The sequence below is a fragment of the Pseudomonas sp. NFACC43 genome (genome assembly GCF_900119645.1).
GTDB lineage: Bacteria > Pseudomonadota > Gammaproteobacteria > Pseudomonadales > Pseudomonadaceae > Aquipseudomonas.
This window is the reverse complement of record NZ_FPKK01000010.1, coordinates 99,885-123,521: the sequence shown is the minus strand read 5'-3', so window position 1 is coordinate 123,521 and position 23,637 is coordinate 99,885. Positions and strand designations below refer to the sequence as shown.

The following is a 23,637-nucleotide window of genomic DNA, read 5'->3' as shown; positions in this document are numbered from 1 at the left end:
TTCTCCAGCACCACGGTACTCGTCGCCTTGACGAGTGCCCCCCACTCACAGGAGAGGGCAATGGCCACGCAAGACATCACCCGGGCGACCGCCCTGCGCCGAGACGCGTTGATCGAATGTGCCTTGGGCATCAAGCAGATCGAAGACAAGGACGACAACAAGGGATACCCGACGATCCAAACGGCGGACGACCTGCTGGAGTGGCTGCGCACCGATCCCCTGGATAACCATCAGGTCAAGACGACCTGGGTCGCCGAGGCGGTCAGTTGTTTGCAGCAGTACATCCATGCCGTCTATCAGAAGCTCGAACCGGGCTATACCCAACGGGAATTCGACAGCAAGGACCTGAAGGATTGGGACATCGCCAGCCAATACCCACTGTGGGCCGCCAGCCAATTGCTCAAATGCATGCCCGAGGACTACATCACTCCATATGCGCGCATCCGTAAGACCAGCCTGTTCAGGGCGCTGGAAAGCAATCTCAACCAGACCCGGCTGACGACCGATTCGGTGCAGTCGGGCATCCAGCAATATCTGCGCGCCTTTGAAGAGGTGTGCAACCTGGATGTGCTCAACGGCTATGTCGACGGCGCCGATGCGCGTCGTGCCGACTATTACCTGGTGGGCCGGGAGCGGATCGCGCCCTATCGCTATTTCTGGCGCAAGGCCGACGTCCAGCTGGATGTCGACAGCCGGGCGATCAACCCGGCGGCCTGGAGCGAATGGCAACCGGTCGACATTCCCGCCGATGTGCAGGTGCTCGACAGCCGGCTGGTCTTTTGGGGAGGGCGCTTGTGCCTGGTCTGGGCCGAATGGCGCCAGGCGTTGTTCGATGGCGACGGCGGCTTGCAAAAGCCCTATGAGCTTGAGCTGAAGGTGGCGTTCATCACGCTGGACGGCAAGTGGTCGCCGCCGATACGGCTGAACCTGTCCGAGTTCGGTGACGACGTCAGTCCGGACTGCCGGCTGGTGGCGGTGATGCTGCGCGACGATGTGGACCCGCTGTACCCCAAGGGGCGGTTGGCGGTGCATTTGACCAATGCGCGGACTCCGCCGGTATTCAGTGGGAGTCGGTCCGGGCCGGTGGAGATTTACGAAACACGCGACGCGCTGTTTCGCAAAGTGGGCGATGAAAAGCCGATCATGGATCACTTGGCCATGGTTCGCTTCTCCAACCCGTCGACCCTACAGCAGCGCGTGTCGCCCACGGACTTTTCCAGGATGACGGAAACGGTATCGGCGGGCGCGAATCCGCTGGTAGAAAAATTTACCCTCAAAACGGTCATGACTACGAACGCAGGCAAGCAGCAACTGCACTTTCAACCGCACTGTGCCCTTCTGGTGCCCGGGAGGGAAGGCGAACAGAAGGCTTTCACGATATCGGTGCAATTTCCCTCGGGCGGTGATCCGCCATCCGCTACCGAGTCGCATTCCGACAATGGCGGCTGGTCATTCGCTTGGAATAAATATGAGCGCGATAGCTTTGCCGGTTTGACCGCCACATTCATCCTGGAGGGGCCGACAGGCTTTGGCAGCAAGACCTTCGTGCTGGAGCTCAAGGGCCTGGCTGTCGAACCTCGCCTGCCCTCCCTGCACAAGACCAATGCGCGCGGAGCCCAATTCCTGCACCTCAACGACCCGGCCCTGACCCTCAAGTACGCTCGCCTGAATACCCTGATCGGTGCTGAGCTGGTGACGCGCGCCAATGTGTCGACCGATGCCGTGCTCGATTGGGATACCCAGTTTCCCGACGAGCCCGCGCTGCCCGACGGGGCAGCCGAGCCCAACGGGCCGTTCGACGGGGCCAACGGGCTGTTTTTCTGGGAACTGTTTTTTCATCTGCCCCACTTGGTGGCAACGCGGCTCAAGGACGAAGAGCGTTTTGTCGAAGCCCAGCAATGGCTGCATTTCATTTTCGATCCCCAGGCGCCCGCAGATGCCGCTCGAGCGAATCCGAAACCGCGCTATTGGCGTTGCCGACCGTTGAATGTGCCCAGCGCCGAGGGTGACGTGGGCTGCGAAGCCGACAACCCCACCGATCCCGACGCGATTGCTTACTCGACGCCGCGGCATTACCAGATGCTGATTTTCCTCGACTACGTCGCCAACCTGGTGGCGTGGGGGGACTGGCTGTATCGGCAATTGACCCGTGACAGCCTGGCGGCGGCCAAGCTGCAATACCTGCGGGCCAAGAACCTGATGGGCGCTGCCCCGGACGTTCAGACTCTCAGCCAGTGGACGCCCGCCACATTGGCGGAGCTGGTCGAGGAGCTGGAGGACAGTGCCGAGCTCAAGGCATTCGAGCAGGCGTTGCTGCTGGATTCGGGTTCGTTGCCGGTCAGGACCCGTTTTTTCGAAGACCCCGGCGTCATCGGGGCCGGTCGTTTCCGGCTGCCGGTGAGCCAGCGAGTGATGCAGCTTTATGAATTACCGGCCCAGCGCATGTACAACCTGCGCAACAACCTGACCATCGACGGCAAACCCCTCTCCATCGAACTGTTCAGCACGATCAACCCTTCGGATCTGCTCAACAATCTGGCGGCCGGCGGTGGCGGGCCCGTACGTCCCATGGGCGGTCCCTTGCGGGTCGCGGCGTTTCGCTGGCGCCCGCTGTTCGATACCGCCATCCGGGCCACCCAGTACTTGCAGGATTGCGGCAATCAGGTGATGCGCCTGCTGGAACAGCAGGATCGGGGCGAACAGGATCTTCTGCAGCAGCGCCATCTGACCGAGCTGAGTACTTTCGTCAGGACGGTGCAGGAAGAAAATCTCGCTCAACTGCGGGACACTCTGGCGGCCTTGCACAGCAGCCGCACGTTGACCGAGGAACGGCAAACACATTACGCGAGGCTGTATGTCGAGCACATTTCCAATAGCGAATACAAGGTCATGGGGGCGCTCGACACCGCTAAATGGCTGACGTCGCTGAGCACATCGATGCAAGTGGCCGGCGCTGTCATCGACGCCTTCCCCACAATATTCGGTCTGGCCAACGGCGGGCACCAGCCGGGTAGCCTGCCCAGGGCCGTCAGCTATGGGTTCCAGGTCGCGGCCGAGGTGGTGCGCACCGATGCCGAGAAGGATGCCACCTCCGAAAGCTATCGGCGGCGGCGTCAGGACTGGGGGCTGGCACGGGATCAGGCCACGGCGGAGCTGGCGATGATCAATGAGCAGATCAAGGCCCAGGAGCACGCGGTCTACGCCGCCGAGGCCAGCCTGGAGCAGATTCTCAAGATGAATGCACAGACCCAGGCGCTCTATGATTTCCTGCTCACCCGCGCCACCCGCGTCGAGCTGTACCGCTGGTACCTGGGGCAGTGCAAGACCCTGCATTACCAGGCCTACGACCAGGTCGTCAGCCTGTGCCTGAGCGCCCAGAGCGCATTGCAGCTGGAAACCGCCGAGTTCGGTCTTTCTCACATACGCACCGATGCGTGGCTCGACAATTATTACGGCCTGACCGCCGGAGACGCGTTGCGGCTCGATCTGCTGCGCATGGAAGCCGATTACCTGCTGCGGTACGAGCGACGACTGGAGATCGTCAAGACCGTATCCCTGCGTCAGTTGTTCGATGACGGCATCGATCCAGAGCCGGACTACGCAAGCTGGGATGAAGCGCGAAACTATTTGACAAAAAACGGCGTCCTGAATTTTCGACTTTCCCAATTGCTGTTCGACCGTGACTACCACGACCACTACTGCCGGCAGATCAGCGCCGTGGATGTCACCTTGCCGACGTTGCTTGGCCCTTTTGAAAACGTCTGCGCAACATTGACGCAGATCGGCAGTGCCACCGCGATCAAGCCCTCCCTCGAGTCGCTGGACTACCTGTACGGGGCCAGTTCCCTGCCACCGGCCGATGTGCTGCTCAATATCAGCAGCGGTGAACAGATGGCCATTTCCATCGGCCTGGACGATTTTGGCGTGGCGGCGCTGAAACCCGATGAGGGCTTGCGAAATACCTTCGAGAACACTGGCGCGGTGTCCCGTTGGACCCTGTCCTTCCCCTGGTTCGATAGCGAGCAGCACCGCCAGAAGAAGCAACTGGAGGCCCTGAACGACGTCATCGTGAAGGTGCGCTACACGGCCAAGGTGGGAGGCCCGGCGTTTTCCCGGTATGTCCAGGACAAAGTGCGAACAGCCGGCAGCACAGCGCTCAAGGGGTCGCAACGATGAACAGAGAACCTGTCAACACCCGGACCAATATCCTCCTCAACGGGCATTTCGACCTGGGCTTTGCCCACTGGGAAAGCGCCGGTGCGCCAGGATACAACTACGCCCGCAAGGAAGGCACATGGGAAGGGCTGCCCATCTTCTACATGTCTCTTTACAAAGGTACGGGGATTACCCAGACAGTGCCTGCGCCGGCACCGCAATCAGCCGGGGGGCGCTACCGTTTGAGTTTCCTCTACGACAACCGCCATGCAGATCCGGGGGTTTTCATCCTGCGCCGGCGTGGCACCGAAGACCTGTTGGAAATACCGTTGCCTGCAACGGGGAACAGGGGGGACGCCCCTGAAACCCTGGCATTGAGCCTGACACCCATCACGGCGTCGATCGAGTTCGATGTCGAGGGCGAGGATCTTTTCGAGTTCGTCATCCTCAGCCCGGCTCAAGCCTCGACGACCGTGGACCTCATCGTCGCCCGGATCGATTTGCACCTTGAGCTTGAGCCGCTGGTGCTGGCGCGCATCGTCAATGATGGCCAGGCGTTCACCCCGACCGGGGAGCCCTTGCTCTACCTGTGTCACGGTGCCACCGGCAGCAAGCGCCACCAGGTCACCTTCCAGCCGGCGCCGGACAGCCCCTGGGCCGGCACCGAAGCCTTGCTGTGGAGCCAGGACAACCCCCTGGAGGCGGTGGTGATCTCCCCCGAATGGGGGGAAAACCAAGCGATCGAAACGGCCTGGCAGGTGGATTGCCCTGAACCGGTCTCGGATGACACTCAACGGTTCAACCTGTCCATCTACAGCAAGTACCACGCCGATATCTACCCGATTGCCGTTTCGCTCGGGCATCATCGGCTGGTGGTCGAGACTATCCTGGACCCGGCCTATCAACCGGTGATCGAATACGCTCAATCGGTCAAGCTGGGCGTTCGGGTGAAGTCCTATTACCTGGACCTGCCGATGCGCGGTTATGAAGTCACCTGGCTGCTGGGCAATGACATGATTTCAGTCGGCCCGACCGATGACGGTGGCGAGGCGTGGCTTGATTTCACCCCTGCCCGCGACGGCGCGCTCGCCGTGAAAGCCCGGGTCGAGAGCCCCTTTTATGCACAGGGCAACACGGCACACACCTTCAACGTCCAGGCCCATGCCACGGACCCGCTGAAGACTGTGCAAGTCAAGTTCCCGAATATGGACGCCGCGCCCTGGGGGGAGAAAACCGGCTACCCCGACCGCGGTGCGTCGTATCGCTTGGAAGTCTCCTTTGCCGCCGACAGCCCGCTGCTCAACCGTCATGTCTGGTTGGCCTGGGAGGGCAAGCCCCCCGAGGACTTGGGCGTGACGGTTCAGCCGGCCTTGATGCAGCCGGTTCCGGTCACCAGCACCCCTCTGGCCTGGCGCCTTGATTGTCAGGACCTGAACGATGGCCAGTTCAACTTGCGGTTGGGCAGCGCCGACCTGTTGAGGCCGACCGTGGTAAACCCCATGTCGCTGGCCCGGCACAGCCTGAAGATTGGCGAGGTGCGCGGGCCCAACCGGGCTCCGGTGGTGGACGAGGGGGATTATGCCTGGTGCATGTTGCGGGTGGTGACCCAGGCAGGTGACCAGCCGGTTGCCGGGGTTGCGGTGGAGTGGGACGCCTCTGGGGGACTCCAGCGCACCTTCACCGGCGTCGACGGCTGGGCCAGCGTGATCGATCGGCCTGCTGTGCATGGGGCCTACACCCTGGCAGCGCGGGTCAACCCCCGGGAAGGCGCGCCGGCGCTCAAGCACGACTTCGAGATCCAGACCTTGGCCACCAGCGCCTGGAAGACGGCCAGTTTCACTTTGGATGAGACTGCGGTCGACCGGGTGGGGGCGGGGGCGGTGTGCCGCATGGGGCAGACGTATGCGTTTCGCCTCGCGGTTGAGTCCGGCAGCCCGCTGATCGGCAAGGAGATTTCCCTGCGCTGGCGCGATCCGGCCGCCGTCCGTTCAATCGTCATCGCCAATATGGAAGCTCCGGTCACCGTCACCGCCAGCGGCGTGCAATGGAATGTCGACGTACTGCCGGTCGACACCAGCGGCGTATTTGACCTGCAGGTGATCTCCACGGGGATGGAGCCACGCGACCTGGCGTTTCGTTCGCTGCCCCAGGACCTGTCCACCGAGATCGGGTTGGTCTTCGACCAGGTGCAGAAGCCCTGGGCGGACGATGTCGCGTTGTACCCGTGCATCGGCGCGACCCACGAGCTCACGGTCCAACCGACGAACAACCTCGGAGGCCTGCATGGGCTGCTGCTGGAAACCGTCATGGCGCCGGATTTGCCGCCGCAATGGGTCATCACCCCGTCCTTGGCGCAGCCTGCTCCCATGACGGCGGGTGGCGTTCGCTATCGCTGTGATCTGACGGCAACGACCGAAACCGCGGAGCGTTGGTGCAATGCCACTTTCCGGGATGTCGATGGCTTTACCCAACCGTCGGCCTTCGGGTTCAAGCTGGCCCACAACAAAGTGGTGATCGGTACGCCGTACGACGTGGCGACCGACCCGGTGTTGAGCAAGGGCGAAAGCGCACGGTTGGCCGTGCGATACCTGTCGGCGTTCACCGGCAGGCCGGCAAACGATGTCAGCGTGGAATGGGACGACGGGGAGGTGTCCTTGAGCGCCTTGGACGGTATCGCCCAGCGCAGTTACCAGCCGACGAACGCGGGAAGCCAGGAGGTCCAGGCGTCCGTCATCAACCCCTATGATGCGACCCAGATCGAACATACATTTTCGGTGTTTGCCTATCAGGAAGACCCCTGGCTCGATCTGAACGTCAGCGTCGGTACCGGCGCAGAACAGCGCTGGGGCGAAGGTACTTTTTTCCCCCGACGCGAAGGGCGGTTGGACTTGACACTCTCGGCCCCGCCGGACAGTCCGTTGCTCAACCAGGCGCTGACGCTGGGGCTCGATGGCGCCTATGAATTGGACACGGGCTTGTCTTTCGGACCGGTAGGGCTGGGCGTGTCGCGTCCCCTGGGCGCTGCCGGCCTGCCGCTCAGTATGTTGGCCGCTGACCGGACCGATGCGGCGTTTTACCTGCAACTGTCCGCCTCGAGACTGTTGGCCCGCTCACCACTGAATGCGTTTTCCCTGGGCAGCCACCTGCCTGTGGATGTCATGGCCGCAACGAACCAGGAGCCGACAGTGGTTGACTGGGGCGAGACGTTGTTTTTTGAGATCACCTTGACCAATTCATTGTCCGGACAACCTGCCCGAAATGTTCAGGTGTCCTGGAGCGGTACTGACCAGGCCATGGAGGACGTCGCGACATTCACCGATTTCTATGGCGTCGCGCGTTTCAGTTTCACGGCGACGGCGTCCGGGCCGGGCACCGTGACTGCCCGTGCCGTCGGTGGCATCGAGGTCGTTGAGTTTACCTATTTCGTACATGAAGCCTGTGTGATACAGGAGCTGACCGGTTCGGGCCTGGAGAACGCGCCGGGCGAAGAAATCAGCGCCGAGGCCACGGTGGTCAGTGCCGCCAGCGGCGAGCCGGTAGAGGGGGTGCGGGTGCACTGGTTCTACAAGGGCGTTGTGCTCGAGCCGGTCGTCACCGATGCGGCTGGCAAGGCGCGGATCACATTCGAATTACCGCCGAGGATAGGGCGTTATGTCCTGAGTGCATCCGTCAGGGGCGTGCTGGGGTGGGAGGCAGCCCGGTTGGAGTCCAGGGTCACGGGGACACAGGATTCCTGGGTGCGGGAATTCACGCTTCGGCTGAACGAGCGGCCGATCGACATGGACGATCTGGTCAACTGGAAAATGATCCTCAAGGATACGCTGCCCAGTACGCTGGAATTGAAGGTCAGGAAAGACAGTAACCTGATTCACGAAACCAGTGTTTCGTTGTATGGCTTCCCTCCGGAAGCCCTCGGGCTGCGGTTTGACCCGCAATTGCGTGTCCTGCGGCCCGTCACCACGGTGCCCTTGTCCTGGTCGATCATTCCACGGGAAGGCGCTTTCGGCGAATTCGAGCTGGAGTTTCGAAGCCCTGACCTGCCGCCTCGCTGGCTACCGTTCAAGGTGGAGCATTGATCCTATAGATTCCCGGCTTTTTTCCACCCCAGGTACAACGTCACCAGCTCGGCCCCCAGCTCCCCGGGCCGGGCTTGCAACACCACCACGCCATGGGCGTTCAGGCGCTCGTGCAGTTCGTTGCGTGCATTCAAATACTCGACGGCCCCGCAATAGGCCAGGGCCTCGGGCAAGGACTGCACCGGGGTTTCCCGCAGGCGGTCCAGCGCTTCTTCCCGCAGGCTGGCCACCAGTACCCGATGCTGTTGGCCGAGCCGCTTGACGGCGGCCAGCAGGTCCTCGTCGTCTTCATCCCGCAGGTTGGTCACCAGCACCACCAGGGCCCGGCGTTTCTGCCGGACCAGCAGTTCGTTGGCGGCGGCCTGGTAGTCGGCGGGGCGCGAGGTGCTGTCGAGGTCGTACACGGTATTGAGCAGTACATTGAGCTGGCCGGCGCCCTTGACCGGGGCGAGGTAGCGCGGCTGTTCGCTGGCGAATGCGCTCAGGCCCACGGCGTCGCCCTGGCGCAGCGCGGTGTAGCTGAGCAGCAGGCAGGCGTTGAGGGCGTGATCGAAATGCGACAGCTCGCCGTCCTGGCTGCGCATGCGCCGGCCGCAATCGAGCATGAAGATGATCTGCTGGTCGCGCTCGTCTTCGTATTCCCGGGCTATCGGCGTGCGGTGGCGGGCGGTGGCCTTCCAGTCGATCTGACGCAGGCTGTCGCCTTCGCGAAACTCACGCAACTGATGGAATTCCTGCCCCTGGCCCCGTCGCTGGCGCTGACGCACGCCAAGCTGGCTGAGCCAGTTGTCCACCGCCAGCAACTGGCCGTCGTAGAGCCTGGCGAAGTCGGGATAGACCCGGATCTCGTCGGCCGCGGCCAGCAGGCGCTTGTCGGACCACAGGCCCAAGGGGCTTGGCAGGTTGACCTCGCAGTATTGGAAGATGAAGTGGCCGCGCTTGAGCGGGCGCAGGCGATAGCCGGCCTGGCTGGGTTGGCCCGGTTGAAGCGCCACTGTCAGCGGAAGGTGTTCGAAGGCCAGGCCGTCGGGGACATGATCGAAGACCAGGATGTCCAGCGGCTGGGGGAAATCGTGGGTGATGCCCAGGTGGACTTCGCTCCAGCGACCCAGCGCCAGACTCCCGGGCATCTGCCGTTGCACCCGGGGCGAGGGCAAGCCCTTGAGGCGCACCGCATCGAGAGTCGCCAGGGCCAGCAAGGCCAGCAGCAAGCCCCAGTTGATCGACTGCGCCGATGGCGGCAACGCAATCCCCAGGGCTCGCAGCGCACCCAGCACGATACCAAGGGCCAGCAGTACCGCGAGCCAGATCAAGAGCAGGCGCGAGGGTTTCATCGATGCATTCCCCTTGGAAGAGATGCAGAGCGAGCTTTTCTGGCGAGGGGATTTATCCCCGACGGGCCGCGCAGCGGCCCCCCGGATATGACTGAAACACCGCAAGGGGTCGCTGCGCGGCCCACGGGGATAAATCCCCTCGCCACGCAAGGTATCCTCGGCATATTGGTACTGCTCACAACCGTGGCGCCGGCACTTGGTCGAGCAGTTGTCCCAGTACCTGGTCCACCGACAGCCCCTCGATATCCAGCTCCGGCGCCAGTCGTACCCGGTGGCGCAGCACGGCCAGGGCGCAGCCCTTGATGTCGTCCGGCACCACGAACTCACCGCCGCGCAACAAGGCCCGCGCCCGGGCGCAGCGCACCAGGGCGATGGAGGCACGGGGGCCGGCCCCCAGGGTCAGGCCCGGCCAGCTGCGGGTGGTACGGGCCAGGCGTACGGCGTAGTCGAGCACCTGGTCGTCCATCGGCAGGTCGCTGGCGATGCGTTGCAGCGCTTGCACGTCCTTGGCCTGCAGCACGGTGCGCAAGGGCTGGACATCGAGCATGTCGGCCCGCGTGGAGCGGCTGACCTGACGCACCATGTTCAATTCCTGGTCGGCGTCCGGGTAGTCCATGCGCACCTTGAGCATGAAGCGGTCGAGCTCGGCTTCCGGCAGCGGGTAGGTGCCTTCCTGTTCGATGGGGTTCTGGGTGGCGAGCACCATGAACGGCTGGGCGATGGGCAAGGCGCGGCCTTCGAGGGTGACCTGGCGTTCCTGCATGGCTTCGAGCAGCGCGGCCTGGGTCTTGGCCGGAGCGCGGTTGATCTCGTCGGCCAGCAGCAGGTTGGTGAATACCGGCCCCTTGCGCAGCTTGAACTGCTCGGTCTGCAGGTCGTACACCGCATGCCCGGTGACATCGCTGGGCATCAGGTCGGGCGTGAACTGGATGCGGGCGAACTCGCCGTTGAAGCAACGGGCCATGGCGCGCACCAGCAGCGTCTTGCCCAGCCCGGGAACGCCCTCGAGCAGCACGTGGCCGCCGGCGATCAATGCCGTCAGCACGTCATCGATCACCGCGGCCTGGCCGACCACCGCCTTGTGCAGCTCGGTACGGATGGCCTGGGCCAGCTGACTGGCGCGCTGGCGCTGTTGGGCGGCGTGGGCCTGGCCGTCGACAGGTTCGTTCTGTTCAGTCATAAGGCATTCCTGAGGGTTTGCAGATGGGCGACCTGGCGGCAGAACTCAGCGCTGGACAGGCGCTGTTTCGGCCGGGGGCTGAGGGCCTGGCTGATGGCCTTGGTGGGTTGGCGGGTCAAGCGGGAAAGCACTTGCCATTGCTCGGCCACGGCCAGTTGTTCGAAGCCTGGGTGACGATGGCGGGCCCGGCGCAGTACGTCCTGCTGCAAGCCGCGCAGCAAGTGCTGCCGGCCATTATGGCGCAGATGGAACACGGCGCTGGCCTGCACATGCTCCTCCAGCTGGCGCCGTGCCTTGGGGGCCGGCGGCTGCAGCGGGCCATGACGCACGGCCGAGTGCCACAGCCAGAGGGCGATCAAGGCCGCCAGTGCGACGAGTGCCTGGGGAAAGTAGCGCAGCAGCAGGGTCAGCAGGCTGTCGTGGTCGATGTTGTACAGCAGCGTGACGTCCGAGTCGGCGCTCAGGTACCAGAGCAGCCAGGCGTTGTCGTACTGATCGATCTGGTCGTTCTTCCACAGCTCGGCGTCGGTGATCACGGTGATGGAACCCTGGCCGTGGTTCAGCTGCATCATGTGGGTGGCCTGGGCGCTGTTGGCCCAGGACTGGGCCAGGTTGTGCGGGTCTTCGAGGTGGAAGTCGGTGTCGAAGCCGACATAGGCCGGTGCTTCCTCGTCTTCCAGGTACAACTTGGTCAATTCGGGGTAGCGGTCCTTGATGAGCTCCGGCGCCGGCTCCTTGAGGTCCTCGCTCAAGAACTGGCGCAGGCGCACGCGGTCCAGCAGCAGGTCGCCGCTGCTGCCGGTGCTGTCGTCCCACAGCGCCTCGGCGACGAAGAGCAGGCGCCCGCCGGCCCGGGTCCAGTTCATCAACTGGTCGACTTCCCGCGGTGTCATGTCGCTTCGCTCTCCCAGCAACAGCAGGCTGCGTTGGCGTGGCTCCAGAGTCGGCAGCATGTTCAGGTCATTGGCGTGTTCGACCTTGATGCCTTGCTGGCGCAGGAAATGCTCGGCGGCCAGGTAAGGGTTGGCCTGGGCCTCGGGCGAAGGGCCGTGGTCGAGGGTTTCCTGGTAAGGCACCGCCTTGGAGCCCAGGTAGGCGACCATTGTTCCCAGCAGGACGATCGCCAGGACGGCGAGCAGCAACCCCGCGCGCCGGCTCATCGCGCCCTTCCCGGACCGAACAGCCCGCGCCAGCCGTCGCACAGTTCCTGTTGCAGGTCGGGCGATGGCGGGCGGTGCCCATAGGCGACGTTCTGCCAGTGCAGGGTCAGGAGCCTGCTGAACGCCAGCAGGTGTTCCTGCTGCAGCTGTTCGACGCGATGCAGCACCTGGCCCTCGGTATCGGCCGCTTTCAGGGCAACGCCGAACTCGTGATGCAAGCGACTGAGCAAGGCCCGGTACAGCAGGCCCAGGGCCTCACGGGGGGCTGTGCTCCAAAGCTGCTCGGCGCTGGCCGCCACATCTTCGGGCAGGCTTTCTTCACGGATATCCAGGCCGAACATTTGAACCGGTGGCGGGCGTTTCGTCGCCCGGCGACTGGGCAGGGCCTGGAAGCGATCACGGTAGTGCCAGACCAGCCAGACGATCGCCCCGGCCAGGCAAGCCCAGAGCAGGACCTGGATCAGCGCGGCGGCGGTCTCGAAGCGCTGGCCGCCGAGCCACTGGAACAACGCCTTGAGCCAACCCGAGGGTTCGCCGTCCTCGTCGGGTTCTTCGGTTTCCTCGCCAAAGCGATAACGGGTCACGGTCTCGGTGTTCTTGAATGGCGGGGCCTGGAGGATCGCTTCGATGCTGTCCCGGGATGCCTCGCTGGTGAGGGGCTGATTGAGCAGCCGGGGGCTGTCAGGCGCGGTGTTGTCTTCGGCGGCCCAGGTCTTGGGCGCCAGGGGCAACAGCACCAGGGCCAGCAGCATGAGGACGGGCGCTACGCCGCTCAGGCGTTGGCGCAGGCGCCGGAACACCAGCTCGATGTCCCAGGCCTCCAGGATCGTGCGTCGATTCAGGTAGAGGCTGAAACCGCAGGCGACATATACCGGCTCCCAGAGGATCAGCAACAGGGGATACAGGAAGTTGATCAGGTGTTCGAACCACAACCAGTCGTTCTCGGCGACGGCGATCAAGGCCTGCCAGTCCCATTCCAGCTCAACCTGCTGCGGCACGAACAGGTAGAACAGGGCCATCAGGCCGAACCACAGGACCGTCTCCAGGTGCACGCCGATCACGGTCAGCCACTGCGCCGCGCCGCCGTTGCGTTGCAGCAGAACCCGCAAGCGCTGTTCCCGTGCTTGCCCGCAAAGGCCTTCGAGCTGCACCACCGGCATCAGGAAGCTGCGGCTCAGGCTCAGCCGGCGCCAGGTCAGGCTGGCGAGCAGTTGGGGCTTGAGCAGGGCGGGCCACTGGCGCAAGACCTGCTTCAAGGTGGGTGTTTCGCCAAACAATGCCTTGGACAGGATATACAGCGGCAAGCGGTCGAAGGCCGGCTTCAACCACCAGAACACCACTATCACCAGGGACGGCGAATCCCACAGCAACAGCGACAACAGCGCATAGACCGGAAGCGTGACGATGGCCCAGCTGGTCATCAGCAGGCGTCGATGCCGCTGGCTCATCAGGATGCCCAGGTCCATGGCTTCCCAGGTGGTGCGCGGGCGGATGGCTACGCTGGCGTCACTCAGCCGCATGGCGTACCCGTCCGGCCAACAGCAGGTAGCTCAACACCAGCAGCCACAACAGGGCGCCGACCGTGTACTTGGTGGCGGGCGTCACGGCGCTGGAGGACCAGTAGGCTTCGATGAAGGCGGCGATGAGCAGCAACAGTATCACCCCGGCGATCATCGACACGCTTTTGCGAGCGGCGAGCCGCAAGGCTTCGCCCCGGGTGAGGCGTCCCGGCGCAATCAACGCCCAGCCCAGCTGCAAGCCGGCGGCACCGGCCAGGGTGATGGCGGTGAGTTCGAAGGCGCCGTGACCGATCACGAACGACCAGAATGTCCCGCCTGAGCCGATCTGGGTCAGGTGCCCGGCCACCGCCCCGATGGTCAGGCCGTTGAAGAACAGGAAGAACGCGCTGCCCAGGCCGAACATCATGCCGCTGGCGAAGGTCTGAAAGGCGATGCCGATGTTGTGCATGATGTAGTAGCCGAACATGACCCAGTCCTCGCTGGCCGCCCGTTCCACCGAGCGCCCCAGGTGACCGGCGGCGGGGTCGTACATGCTGCGTATCTGGCTGACTTCCTCGGCGCCCAGCACGCTGTAGACCAGCTCCGGGAACAGATAGACCAGCAGCCCGATGCCGGCCAGGCTGCCGAGGAACATCACGCAGGCAGCCAGCACGAACCGCCATTGCTCACGAACCAGTCGAGGGAAACCCACCAGGATGAATGCCGTAAGGCCCGAAGGCCTGCCGCGGTCCCGGTAGAGTTGCTGGTGACCACGCAGTGCCAGTTGTTGCAGCGTGTCGACCAGCAGGCTGCTGTAGCCTCGCGCCTGGGCCAGTGCCAGGTGTTGGCAGAGCCGGCGGTAGGCGTGGGGAAACTCGTTGCTCTGGGGCACGTTGCGGCTGCGCTCCAGTTGATCGAGCAGCCGGGACAGCTGCTCCCATTCCTGCTGGTGACGGTTTTCGAACAGGCTTTGCTTCATGTCGGCCCCAACAGGCCGCGGGCGATGCCATTGAGTTCGGCCACGGCGCGGGGAGGTTGCACGTTCAGCGGTGCGGCAAGGATGGTTGCCAGTTCGTTGACCCTGGCCTGGGAAAGTTCGGCCTGGCGTTCGGCGAAACCGAGCACGGCGCGCTGTTCGTTGAGGCTCAGGGCAAACGGAGGTCGCAAGGGGGGCGCCTGGGGCAGGGCGGGGCGCTTGACCGGCTGTTCGCGATACACCACCAGGGTGCCGGCCGCCAGGTCCCCCAGGCGCTTGAAGGCCGGATGCTGCAGGCAACAGACTGCGCCGAAGGCATAGCCAAAGGGCAGCATGTCGACGAAGCGCAACAGATTGCGGATCAGCGAGGCCGACCAGCCGACGGGCCGGCCGTCGTCCTGCACCACGCGCAACCCCATCATCTGCTTGCCGGGGGAGCGCCCCTGCCTCAGCACCTCGAACAGCACCATGTACCACCAGCTGACCACGAACAGCAGGATAGAACCCAGGCCGATCCCCAGTTCGCCGAAGAACGCCAGGATGAAGAAGAGGACACCCAGGACCAGGCCCCGTATGCCCAGGTCGATGGCGAAGGCCAGTGCGCGGGGCATCAACCCCGCCGGCCGCAGTGGCAGGTCGATGCCTTCTGGCGTTTCGACCTGATACCGCGTGTCCAGTGGCGGGGGCAGCGGCGCGTTCCTTTGCAGTGCTGGTCTCTCGAGCATGGGCAACCTGAATGATAGGCCGGTTCGAACATTCGATCTGGCCACAGATGCTAACAGTGTTCGTGCGCGCAAACGATACGAGGCGATACCAGACTTTGTGTCATCCAATAGCTCGCAACAGGATTGAATCCAGACAACACTGGCCGCAGCCGGGGTCCAGCGCCTAGACTTCGCCAGTCTTCAACTCAGGAACAGGCCGTGACTTCCATCTTCTGGTACGACTACGAAACCACCGGCATCGACCCCAGGAGCGATCGCCCCTTGCAGATGGCGGGTATCCGTACCGATTTCGAACTCAATGAAATCGACGAACCGGTGAACCTGTATTGCCGGCCCAGTGATGACATCCTGCCGCATCCCGCTGCGTGTGCGATCACCGGCATCACGCCGGCGCGCCTGGTCGAGCAAGGGCTGAGCGAAGCCGATTTCATGACCCGTGTCCACGCGCAACTGGCCGCGCCGGGTACCTGTGGCGCCGGCTATAACACGCTGCGTTTCGATGACGAGATGACTCGCTACAGCCTGTATCGGAATTTCTTCGACCCCTACGCCCGCGAGTGGCAGGGCGGTAACAGTCGCTGGGATCTCATCGACCTGGTACGCGCCGCCTATGCGTTGCGCCCGCAAGGCATCGTCTGGCCGCAGGAGGATGGTCGCGTCAGCCTCAAGCTCGAGCGCCTCACCGCCGCCAATGGCATCGACCATGGCCAGGCCCATGACGCGTTGTCGGATGTGCGTGCGACCATTGCCCTGGCTCGCCTGATCCGGCAGAAGCAGCCGCGGCTCTACGATTGGCTGTTCCAGCTGCGAGGCAAACAGAAGGTCCTGGATCAGGTCCGTCTGTTACAACCATTGGTACATGTTTCCGGGCGTTTTTCCGCTGCGCGAAACTATATCGGCGTCGTCCTGCCGCTGGCCTGGCATCCGAAAAACCGCAATGCCTTGATCGTTTGCGACCTGCACCTGGACCCCCAGGGGTTGCTGGAGCATGACGCGCAAATCCTGCGCCAGCGCTTGTATACCCGTCGCGAAGAGTTGCTTGAAGGTGAGTTACCGGTGCCTCTCAAACTTATCCATATCAACAAGTGCCCGGTGGTCGCGCCACTTTCGGTGCTGCGTGCCGAAGACCTGGAGCGACTGCAACTGGATATGGATGGCCTGCAGCAACGGGCGCTGCGGCTAAGTGACGCACAGCAGGTCTGGCAGGAGAAACTTCAGGCTATTTACGGTGGTGAGGACTTCGCCGCCAGTGAAGATCCCGAACAACAGTTGTATGCAGGTTTTCTCGGTGATCGTGATCGTCGCTTATGCGAACAAGTCCGTTTGGCGGACCCGGTGCAACTGGCACGGGAACGCTGGCTGTTCGATGATGAGCGTCTGCCGGAATTACTGTTTCGATATCGTGCACGCAACTTCCCGGATACGTTGAGTGCTGAAGAACAGGAGCGCTGGAGACTGTTCTGTCAGCAGCGCCTGTCATCCCCACAATGGGGCGCACCGAATACCCTGGAAACTTTTGATGAGGCGATGCAAGAGTGGATGGCCCTGGCTACACCCATGCAGCGAGAGGTCCTTGTGCAATGGCAGGGTTACAGCCAGCAATTGCGCCAGCGTTTAAGCCTGTGAACGTCGATAAGTGAAAAGTTGACCGCATAAAAAAACGCCAGCGATCGCTGGCGTTGTTTTTGCTCGTGAAGAGCGGCTCGAAGCGGCAGGATTCAGCCCAGCAGCTTGGCCCAGCTTTCAACCACGTCACCGCCCCACTTGGCTTTCCACTCTTTCAGGGTCTTGTGGTTGCCACCTTTGGTTTCGATGACTTCACCGTTGTGCGGGTTTTTGTATTGCTTAACTTTGCGAGCGCGTTTGGTGCCGGTAGTTTTGACGGCGCCACGGGGGGCTTTGCCCGACTTGGCTTCTGGATCCAACAGGGCAATGATGTCGCGCAGGGACTTGGAATATTCGCCCATCAGAGTGCGCAATTTGCCTTCGAATTCCAGTTCTTTTTGCAGTTTGTCGTCCTGGGACAGATTTTTCAGGCGCTCTTGCAGCTCTTTGATAGCTTCTTCAGTAGCGCGGTATTCATTGATCAAGGACATGGGGACTACCTTATGTAGGACGCTGATGACAAGGAGACAGTGTGGCAATAGTAATCAGACAGTTTCATCAAGTAAACATTTAAGCCGGCTTTTATTTAATTAATTAGTGCCGCGCCACAAAAAAGGGGATTGCAGTTAAATACTGTGAGAGGCTCTTCACATCTGTTCACATTTATAGCAAGCAGTCCCGGGCCAGCCTCAGCGCTGCCGGCATGAGGCTAGAGAGGCCCGGCGCGTCATCGATACTGCAGTTTTGCTGCGCAATGGCTAGAATAGCCGCCTTTGCGAAGTTCTGGAGTTTCCCTAATGCGCACTTTTCGGCTGGTGATCGCTTGCCCGGACCGCGTCGGTATCGTTGCTAAAGTCAGTAACTTTCTGGCGTCCCATAACGGCTGGATCACTGAAGCAAGCCATCATTCGGACAATCAGAGCGGTTGGTTCTTCATGCGTCATGAGATCCGTGCCGACTCGCTGCCCTTCGGCATCGAAGCCTTTCGCGAGGCCTTTGCACCGATTGCCGAAGAGTTCTCGATGGACTGGCGCATCACCGACACTGCGCAGAAAAAACGCGTGGTGCTGATGGCCAGCCGTGAGTCCCATTGCCTGGCTGACCTGTTGCATCGCTGGCACAGCGATGAGCTCGACTGCGACATCGCCTGTGTCATTTCCAACCATGACGATCTGCGCAGCATGGTGGAGTGGCACGGCATCCCGTACTACCACGTACCGGTCAATCCGCAGGACAAGCAACCGGCGTTCGCCGAAGTCTCGCGGCTGGTCAAGCAGCACGACGCCGAGGTGGTGGTGCTGGCTCGCTACATGCAGATCCTGCCGCCGTCCCTGTGCAGCGAATATGCCCACAAGGTCATCAATATCCATCACAGTTTCCTGCCATCGTTCGTCGGGGCCAAGCCGTACCACCAGGCCTCGATGCGCGGCGTGAAGCTGATTGGCGCCACCTGCCACTACGTGACCGAAGAGCTGGACGCCGGCCCGATCATCGAGCAGGACGTGGTGCGCGTCAGCCACAGCGACAGCATCGAAGACATGGTGCGCTTCGGCCGTGATGTGGAGAAAATGGTGCTGGCCCGAGGCTTGCGCTATCACCTCGAGGACCGGGTGCTGGTGCACGGCAACAAGACCGTGGTGTTCTGAATCCAAAGGCCTGCACGAGTAATCGCCAGGCCTTTTTTCATAAGGTTGCCCTGATGACCGATCCATTGGACAAAGCTACCTCCAGGGCGCCAGCGACCCTGGGTGAGGGCTGCCTGAGCCGCTACGATCCCGAGGAGGTGGGCCCGGAGGATGGCACGGAATTTCCCGATGCCGCCCAGCTGTGGGAGCAACTGCACCCGCAGGACACTCCCGAAGCCTTCTAGACTCGTCTCAAGACTTTTCGTACAGAGCCTGGGCCCTGGGCCGTCTGGCTCAGGCCTGCCGCAGCCTCATCAGTTTCTTGATCAGCGGCCGCCCCACCATCAGGAAGAACACCGGCCCGCCGGCGACCAGATAGAAGTAGTAAGTCACCGCTCGCCAGATCAGGATGGCCGCCGCCGCTGTGGATTTGCCCACCATGGGGGCCAGCAGCGCCGCCGAGGTCAGCTCTGCCGCCCCGGCGCCGCCGGGCAGCAGGCTGAATTGCCCCGCGCTCAAGGACAGCATCTGGATCAGGAAGCTCCATGCCCATTGCAGGTCCGCCCCCAGCCCTTTCAATGCCAGGTACAGGACGCTGTAGCGCAGCCCCCAGTGCAGGCAGGTCAGGCCGAAGACCTGAAGGAGCGTTTGTCGCGGCAACTTCAGGGTGTCGGTAAACGCCGCGAGAAAATTCAGGATCTTGCGTCCCCAACGTCGACGGGTATGCGCCTTGACCCGCAGGTGGCGCAGCAATCGGGCACCCAGCAGGATCAGCCGACGATGGTAGCGAGCTACCAGGACACAGCCGAACAGCCCGCCAAGCAGGGAGATCGCACTCAACGCCAGCATCCATTCCATGCGCTGGCTGAGGTTCTGGAACAGGGCGTACAGCAGGATGCCCACCAAGGCGCAGAGAAAGAACAGCAGGTCGCTCAACTGATCCATGGCAAACACCGCGCTGGCATGGGCCGGACGCACGCCGTTGCGTGCCAGCAAGGCCATCAATGTCAGCGGCCCGCCACTGCCGCCAGGCGTGGCGCACATGGCGAACTCGGTGGACATCACCACGCCAATGCTGTTCAGCCCGCCCAGGCGGGCACGGTGTTCACCCAGCAGCAGACGCAGGCGCAGGGCGTTCAGGCACCAGCAAAGCCCGATCATGCCGAGCATGGCCAGCAGCAGCGACAAGGGGAAACGCTGCACCCGCGACCACATCTCCCCGCCGCCCACCAGCAACGGCACCAGCAATGCCGTGACGAGCGCGGCGCCCAGCCAGATCAACTTTTTCATGCGGCGCTGCTGACCCGCAGCCCTTGGGTCGCCAGCCAGCCAGCCTTGGTCATCGGCACGCGACCCTCGTCGAGCAGGCGTTGCAAGGTCCGCAGCCAGTAATCCCGGGAGTAGCCGTGGCGCATGTCCACCGGATGCAGGCCCAGGCGGATCACCGGCGCCTGGCGCCAGCGCTGTTCCCGTTGATCGCTGACGATCTTCGACAACCCTCGGCGCCAGGCGCTGCGGGCACTCCAGACAAGTCCAGGGGCGTCGATGGCCGAAAAGTCCGGCAAGCGGTAGAGATGACGGGTATCGCTGGTGTAGCTCAGGGGCAACTGGCGCAGGGCCTGGCGGGTGCCTTCGCTCATCAGCCAGGCCGGGGCGACAAAACCTTCCAGGGGCCATTGATGACGTTCGAAGAGCTCGATGCCGGCTCGCAGCCGGGCAAGGGCCGCCTCCTCGGACAATTGGTAGAACTCGCCTTCATGGGTATAGACCCGGCGCATGAACCAGTCCTTGGGATGAAGGGCCGGCGGTCCGTCGTCGCAATGGTAGTAACCGTGCAGCACCAGTTCGTCGCCGCGCTCGACCCGTCTGTCGAGCAGGCGCCTGAACGCTGGATGATGGTCCAGGGCATTGGTGTGATGGAAATCCGGCACCACCAGCCAGGTCATCGGCACATGGCCGAGGGCGTCGACGGCTTCGACGAAGGGTTTGTAATCGGGCCAGGTTTGCGGCGCCACGTCGTGCAGGACCAGCAGCAGGCTGGGAGTTTGATTCATGGACACAACCTCGCCTCAGCCATTGGCCAGCAACGGCATCTGCTCGCCCAGCACGGCGTAGTAATGCCCCAGCAAGCTATCGACCACGCAATCCCAGGCGTAGTGACGCTCCACATGACGCCGCGCCAGCGCGCCGCGGCGCTGGCAGCCTTCGCTGAAAAGCTGCCGTACGGCATTGGCCATCGCTTGTGGATTGTTGGGCATGCACAGCAGGCCACAGTCTTCGTGGACGATTTCGGTGAAGGCCCCGGCCGCTACCGCCACGACCGGGATACCGCTGGCCATGGCTTCGAGGATCACCAGGCCGAAGGTCTCCTGGTCGCCGGCATGGAGCAGGGCATCGGCGCTGGCCATCAGCCGTGCCACCTGCGGCGCCGGGCAGAACTCATCGATGACGGTGACGTTCTCCGGCACGGCGGCGGGCATCGATGAGCCCACCAGCAATAGGTGGTAGCGCTCGCCCAGGCGCTTCATGCACTTGAGCAGCACCGGCAGGTTCTTTTCCTTGGAACCGCGGCCGGCGAAGATCAACAGGCGGGCGTCTTCGGCAATCCCCAGTTCGGCGCGCAGTTCCGGGTCCCTGGCGGCGGGGTTGAAGGTTTGCAGGTCGACCCCCAGGGGTTGCACGAAGACATTCCTGACACCCAGGCCGGTCAGCTTGTCGGCCATGACCTGGCTGGGCGCCAGGACCCGGTCGAAATTGCCATACAACTTGCTGACATAGGCTTCGATATTGGGGGTGAACCAGTTGCCCATGCGGTTGCTCACCAGCAGAGGCAGGTCGGAGTGATAGAAGCCGATGACGGGCACGTCCAGCTGGCGCCGCGCATCCAGGGCGGCCCAGGCGGTGAGGTAGGGGTCGCCGACCTCGATCAGGTCCGGTTGCAGATCGCGCAGCGCATTGCGCCAGGGCGCCAGGCGAAGGGGAAAGCGGTAGCCCTTGCCAAAAGGGAGAGGAGGGGCCGGTACCTTGTAGATCCCGTCCTGCTCGCTCAAGTGCGCACCGGGTATCAACAGGCTGTGGCGAATTCCGGGCCGGTTCGCCAGCCGCCGGTGCTTGGCATCCAGGTAAGTGCGCACGCCGCCGCTGGCGGGGGCGTAGAACATGGTTATGTCCGCTATATGCACGATGAACATCCCTCCGGTCTGAGTTCTCCTGTGTTGACCTTTATGAAGAATAGATGTTCGGTTGGGGTTGTGTGGTGGATGGCGTGTCTTGGCTGTTGCTTGTGTGACAGGCCCCCTTTGCGAGCCTGCTCGCAAAGGGGGGCGTACAGGCGCTAGTGGTCGTTCGGCTAACCGTACCGGCCACTAGATGCGGAAACTGCCCACCAATTGCTTGAGCCGCGACGCCTGCCGCTCCAGGTCGGAACAGGCCCGCAAGGTGGCTTGCAGGTTTTCCACGCCTTCCTGGTTCAGGGTGTTGATCTCGTTGATGTCCACGTTGATGGATTCCACCACGGCGGTCTGTTCCTCCGTGGCCGTGGCCACCGACTGGTTCATGCCGTCGATCTCGCCAATGCGTTGGGTCACGCTGTTCAGGCGCTCGCCGGCCAGGTTGGCGATTTCCACGCTTTCCTGGCTATGACGCTGGCTGTCGTTCATGGTGGTGACCGAGTCCCGGGCACCGACCTGCAGTTCCTCGATCATGGTCTGCACCTGCTGCGCCGATTCCTGGGTGCGATGGGCCAGGTTGCGCACTTCATCGGCCACCACGGCGAACCCGCGCCCGGCCTCGCCGGCCCGGGCGGCCTCGATGGCCGCGTTCAGGGCGAGCAGGTTGGTCTGCTGGGAGATACTGGTGATCACTTCCAGGATCTGCCCGATGTTCACGGTCTTGCTGTTGAGCGTTTCGACGTTGGTACTTGAAGCGCTCAACAGGTCGGACAAGCGATTCATCGCGGCAATGCTGCGCTCCACCACTTGCTGGCCGTCCTCGGCCAGGCCACGGGCGTCGCTGGCCTGGTGGGACGCCTGGGCAGCGTTGCGGGCGATTTCCTGGGCGGCGGCGCCCAATTGGTTGATGGCCGCGGCGACGCTGTTGGTGCGGCTGGATTGCTCGTCGGAATTGACCATCGACGAATTCGATGCGCTCACCACCCGCAGGGCGACTTCGTTGACATGCTCGGTGGCGGAGGACACTTCGCGGATCGAACCATGGATCCGCTCCACGAAACGGTTGAACGCGGTGCCCAGGATGCCGAATTCATCCTGGTTGTGGATCGCCAGGCGCTTGGTCAGGTCGCCTTCGCCGTCGGCGATGTCTTCCATGGCCCGGGTCATGACGTGCAATGGCTGGATCAGCAGGCGGATCAGCATGCTCAGCAGCGCGATGATGAACACCACGGCGATGACCGTCGCCACCACGGCCGAGGTACGGAAATCGCTGAGCATGGAATAGGCCATGTCCTTGTCCACCGATACCCCGACATACCAGTTCACCGACGGCAGGCCCTTGATGGGGGTGAAGGTGACGATGCGCGTGTGGCCATCCACTTCGACTTCGCTGATCCGGTCGCTGATCGCCGGGGTGTTTTTCGGGAAGGCCTCGGCCAGGGTCTTCATGACCAGGTTCTTGTCGGGGTGCACCAGGATCTTGCCATCGGCGCTGACCAGGTAGGCGTAGCCCATGCCGTCGAAGTCCACGGTCTTGAGGTTGTCCACGATGGCCTGCAGGCTGAGGTCGCCTCCTACCACGCCGACACTTTGCCCGCCGTTGCGGGAGGCGCTGGCGATGGAAATGATCAGCCCGCCGCTGGCGGCATCGATATAGGGTTCGGTCAGCGTCGAGGTGCTGCTGCTCTGGGCGCCTTTGTACCAGGGCCGCACGCGAGGGTCGAAACCTTCGGGCATCTTCGCATCGGGGCGAATGACGAAACTGCCCTGGGCATCGCCCAGGTAGGACGCCATGAAGGTAGAGGTCAGGGCTTTCTGCTCCAGCAGGCGGGCGACGCTGGCCGGGTCCGGGGTGCCGGCGATGTTCTGGGCCAGGTTCTCGATGAGCAGGATCCGGCCGCTCAGCCAGGTCTGGATATTGCTCGCGGTGACATCGCTCATCTCATGCAGGTAGCTGTCGAGGTCGTCGCGAATGGCGTTGCGTTGCAAGTAATCGTTATAGGCCGTGAACGAAGCGAAGGCAGCCATCACGATAAGTGCGGCGGCAATCAGGATCTTGTGGCTGAAACGCAGGGTTTTATTCATGGAGTAGGGTCCGCTAAGGTCTTAATGCTCTGAGCGTGCTTTGATAT

General features: G+C 62.9%; 16 protein-coding genes and 1 pseudogene. 5 read left to right on the top strand and 12 right to left on the bottom strand.

The features are described from left to right. Positions 1 to 60 precede the first annotated feature (60 nt). Positions 61 to 4,176, top strand: a complete 4,116-nt coding sequence (locus BT179_RS18135; protein WP_072431892.1) for a Tc toxin subunit A-related protein — start codon at positions 61 to 63, stop codon at positions 4,174 to 4,176. Continuing rightward, positions 4,173 to 8,231, top strand: coding sequence for a hypothetical protein (locus BT179_RS18130; protein ID WP_072431891.1), 4,059 nt, complete (start codon positions 4,173 to 4,175; stop codon positions 8,229 to 8,231). The genes BT179_RS18135 and BT179_RS18130 overlap by 4 nt, the downstream gene beginning before the upstream one ends. 2 nt (positions 8,232 to 8,233) lie before the next feature. Here the strand turns inward: BT179_RS18130 and BT179_RS18125 are convergent, their stop codons facing one another. The 6 genes from BT179_RS18125 to BT179_RS18100 all read right to left on the bottom strand — a co-directional run bounded on the left by BT179_RS18125 (position 8,234) and on the right by BT179_RS18100 (position 15,105). After that, positions 8,234 to 9,565, bottom strand: coding sequence for a DUF58 domain-containing protein (locus tag BT179_RS18125; protein ID WP_072431890.1), 1,332 nt, complete (start codon positions 9,563 to 9,565; stop codon positions 8,234 to 8,236). Positions 9,566 to 9,740: 175 nt separating this feature from the next. Then, the gene (locus tag BT179_RS18120) at positions 9,741 to 10,745 is read right to left on the bottom strand and encodes an AAA family ATPase (RefSeq protein WP_072395217.1); all 1,005 of its coding nucleotides are present in this window, start codon (positions 10,743 to 10,745) and stop codon (positions 9,741 to 9,743) included. Next, entirely contained in the window at positions 10,742 to 11,905 is a 1,164-nt protein-coding gene (locus tag BT179_RS18115; RefSeq protein ID WP_072431889.1) for a DUF4350 domain-containing protein, read from the bottom strand. The genes BT179_RS18120 and BT179_RS18115 overlap by 4 nt, the downstream gene beginning before the upstream one ends. Continuing rightward, positions 11,902 to 13,425: a DUF4129 domain-containing protein gene (locus BT179_RS18110; protein ID WP_072431888.1), complete on the bottom strand. Its 1,524-nt coding sequence runs from the start codon at positions 13,423 to 13,425 to the stop codon at positions 11,902 to 11,904. Before BT179_RS18110 ends, BT179_RS18115 begins: the two co-directional genes overlap by 4 nt. Continuing rightward, a complete protein-coding gene (locus tag BT179_RS18105; RefSeq protein ID WP_072395471.1) occupies positions 13,412 to 14,383 on the bottom strand; it encodes a stage II sporulation protein M in 972 nt (323 codons plus the stop codon). Before BT179_RS18105 ends, BT179_RS18110 begins: the two co-directional genes overlap by 14 nt. After that, positions 14,380 to 15,105, bottom strand: a complete 726-nt coding sequence (locus BT179_RS18100; RefSeq protein ID WP_072395211.1) for an RDD family protein — start codon at positions 15,103 to 15,105, stop codon at positions 14,380 to 14,382. Before BT179_RS18100 ends, BT179_RS18105 begins: the two co-directional genes overlap by 4 nt. A gap of 198 nt (positions 15,106 to 15,303) precedes the next feature. Here BT179_RS18100 and sbcB point away from each other — a divergent pair, with 198 nt between their 5' ends. Beyond that, complete coding sequence (sbcB, locus tag BT179_RS18095) at positions 15,304 to 16,731, top strand: exodeoxyribonuclease I (RefSeq protein ID WP_072431887.1); 1,428 nt, start codon at positions 15,304 to 15,306, stop codon at positions 16,729 to 16,731. A 92-nt stretch (positions 16,732 to 16,823) separates the two neighbouring features. Here the strand turns inward: sbcB and mvaT are convergent, their stop codons facing one another. Beyond that, positions 16,824 to 17,201 carry a histone-like nucleoid-structuring protein MvaT gene (mvaT, locus tag BT179_RS18090; RefSeq protein ID WP_072395207.1) on the bottom strand — a complete coding sequence of 126 codons (378 nt, stop codon included), beginning with the start codon at positions 17,199 to 17,201 and terminating at the stop codon, positions 16,824 to 16,826. 306 nt (positions 17,202 to 17,507) lie between these two features. On the opposite strand from mvaT, the gene purU reads away from it, so the two are divergent. Together purU and BT179_RS26790 are read left to right on the top strand one after the other, a co-directional pair. Beyond that, positions 17,508 to 18,356: a formyltetrahydrofolate deformylase gene (purU, locus tag BT179_RS18085; RefSeq protein WP_039591673.1), complete on the top strand. Its 849-nt coding sequence runs from the start codon at positions 17,508 to 17,510 to the stop codon at positions 18,354 to 18,356. Between the two features lie 53 nt (positions 18,357 to 18,409). Further along, complete coding sequence (locus BT179_RS26790) at positions 18,410 to 18,580, top strand: hypothetical protein (RefSeq protein WP_177305128.1); 171 nt, start codon at positions 18,410 to 18,412, stop codon at positions 18,578 to 18,580. 49 nt (positions 18,581 to 18,629) lie between these two features. Here the strand turns inward: BT179_RS26790 and BT179_RS18080 are convergent, their stop codons facing one another. From BT179_RS18080 to BT179_RS27270, 5 genes and pseudogenes are all read right to left on the bottom strand, one after another. Further along, the gene (locus BT179_RS18080) at positions 18,630 to 19,625 is read right to left on the bottom strand and encodes a glucosaminyl phosphatidylglycerol flippase (protein WP_072431886.1); all 996 of its coding nucleotides are present in this window, start codon (positions 19,623 to 19,625) and stop codon (positions 18,630 to 18,632) included. Then, positions 19,622 to 20,389 carry an N-acetylglucosaminyl phosphatidylglycerol deacetylase gene (locus BT179_RS18075; RefSeq protein WP_072431885.1) on the bottom strand — a complete coding sequence of 256 codons (768 nt, stop codon included), beginning with the start codon at positions 20,387 to 20,389 and terminating at the stop codon, positions 19,622 to 19,624. The genes BT179_RS18080 and BT179_RS18075 overlap by 4 nt, the downstream gene beginning before the upstream one ends. Before the next feature lie 15 nt (positions 20,390 to 20,404). Further along, the gene (locus BT179_RS18070) at positions 20,405 to 21,526 is read right to left on the bottom strand and encodes an N-acetylglucosaminyl phosphatidylglycerol synthase (protein WP_072395180.1); all 1,122 of its coding nucleotides are present in this window, start codon (positions 21,524 to 21,526) and stop codon (positions 20,405 to 20,407) included. A gap of 174 nt (positions 21,527 to 21,700) precedes the next feature. Further along, positions 21,701 to 22,465: a methyl-accepting chemotaxis protein gene (locus tag BT179_RS27275; protein ID WP_371128599.1), complete on the bottom strand. Its 765-nt coding sequence runs from the start codon at positions 22,463 to 22,465 to the stop codon at positions 21,701 to 21,703. Positions 22,466 to 22,558: 93 nt separating this feature from the next. Further along, positions 22,559 to 23,533, bottom strand: a pseudogene (locus BT179_RS27270) (cache domain-containing protein); the annotation flags it as partial. Positions 23,534 to 23,637: the final 104 nt, after the last annotated feature.

Bases quoted from the DNA above. Each gene is read 5' to 3' on its own strand.
- BT179_RS18120 (WP_072395217.1), bottom strand. From the start codon at position 10,745: ATGACTGAACAGAACGAACCTGTCGACGGCCAGGCCCACGCCGCCCAA.
- BT179_RS18125 (WP_072431890.1), bottom strand. From the start codon at position 9,565: ATGAAACCCTCGCGCCTGCTCTTGATCTGGCTCGCGGTACTGCTGGCC.
- BT179_RS18105 (WP_072395471.1), bottom strand. From the start codon at position 14,383: ATGAAGCAAAGCCTGTTCGAAAACCGTCACCAGCAGGAATGGGAGCAG.
- BT179_RS18130 (WP_072431891.1), top strand. From the start codon at position 4,173: ATGAACAGAGAACCTGTCAACACCCGGACCAATATCCTCCTCAACGGG.
- BT179_RS18110 (WP_072431888.1), bottom strand. From the start codon at position 13,425: ATGCGGCTGAGTGACGCCAGCGTAGCCATCCGCCCGCGCACCACCTGG.
- BT179_RS26790 (WP_177305128.1), top strand. From the start codon at position 18,410: ATGACCGATCCATTGGACAAAGCTACCTCCAGGGCGCCAGCGACCCTG.
- BT179_RS18100 (WP_072395211.1), bottom strand. From the start codon at position 15,105: ATGCTCGAGAGACCAGCACTGCAAAGGAACGCGCCGCTGCCCCCGCCA.
- BT179_RS27275 (WP_371128599.1), bottom strand. From the start codon at position 22,465: ATGGTCAATTCCGACGAGCAATCCAGCCGCACCAACAGCGTCGCCGCG.
- BT179_RS18070 (WP_072395180.1), bottom strand. From the start codon at position 21,526: ATGTTCATCGTGCATATAGCGGACATAACCATGTTCTACGCCCCCGCC.
- BT179_RS18115 (WP_072431889.1), bottom strand. From the start codon at position 11,905: ATGAGCCGGCGCGCGGGGTTGCTGCTCGCCGTCCTGGCGATCGTCCTG.
- BT179_RS18075 (WP_072431885.1), bottom strand. From the start codon at position 20,389: ATGAATCAAACTCCCAGCCTGCTGCTGGTCCTGCACGACGTGGCGCCG.
- BT179_RS18080 (WP_072431886.1), bottom strand. From the start codon at position 19,625: ATGAAAAAGTTGATCTGGCTGGGCGCCGCGCTCGTCACGGCATTGCTG.
- mvaT (WP_072395207.1), bottom strand. From the start codon at position 17,201: ATGTCCTTGATCAATGAATACCGCGCTACTGAAGAAGCTATCAAAGAG.
- BT179_RS18135 (WP_072431892.1), top strand. From the start codon at position 61: ATGGCCACGCAAGACATCACCCGGGCGACCGCCCTGCGCCGAGACGCG.
- purU (WP_039591673.1), top strand. From the start codon at position 17,508: ATGCGCACTTTTCGGCTGGTGATCGCTTGCCCGGACCGCGTCGGTATC.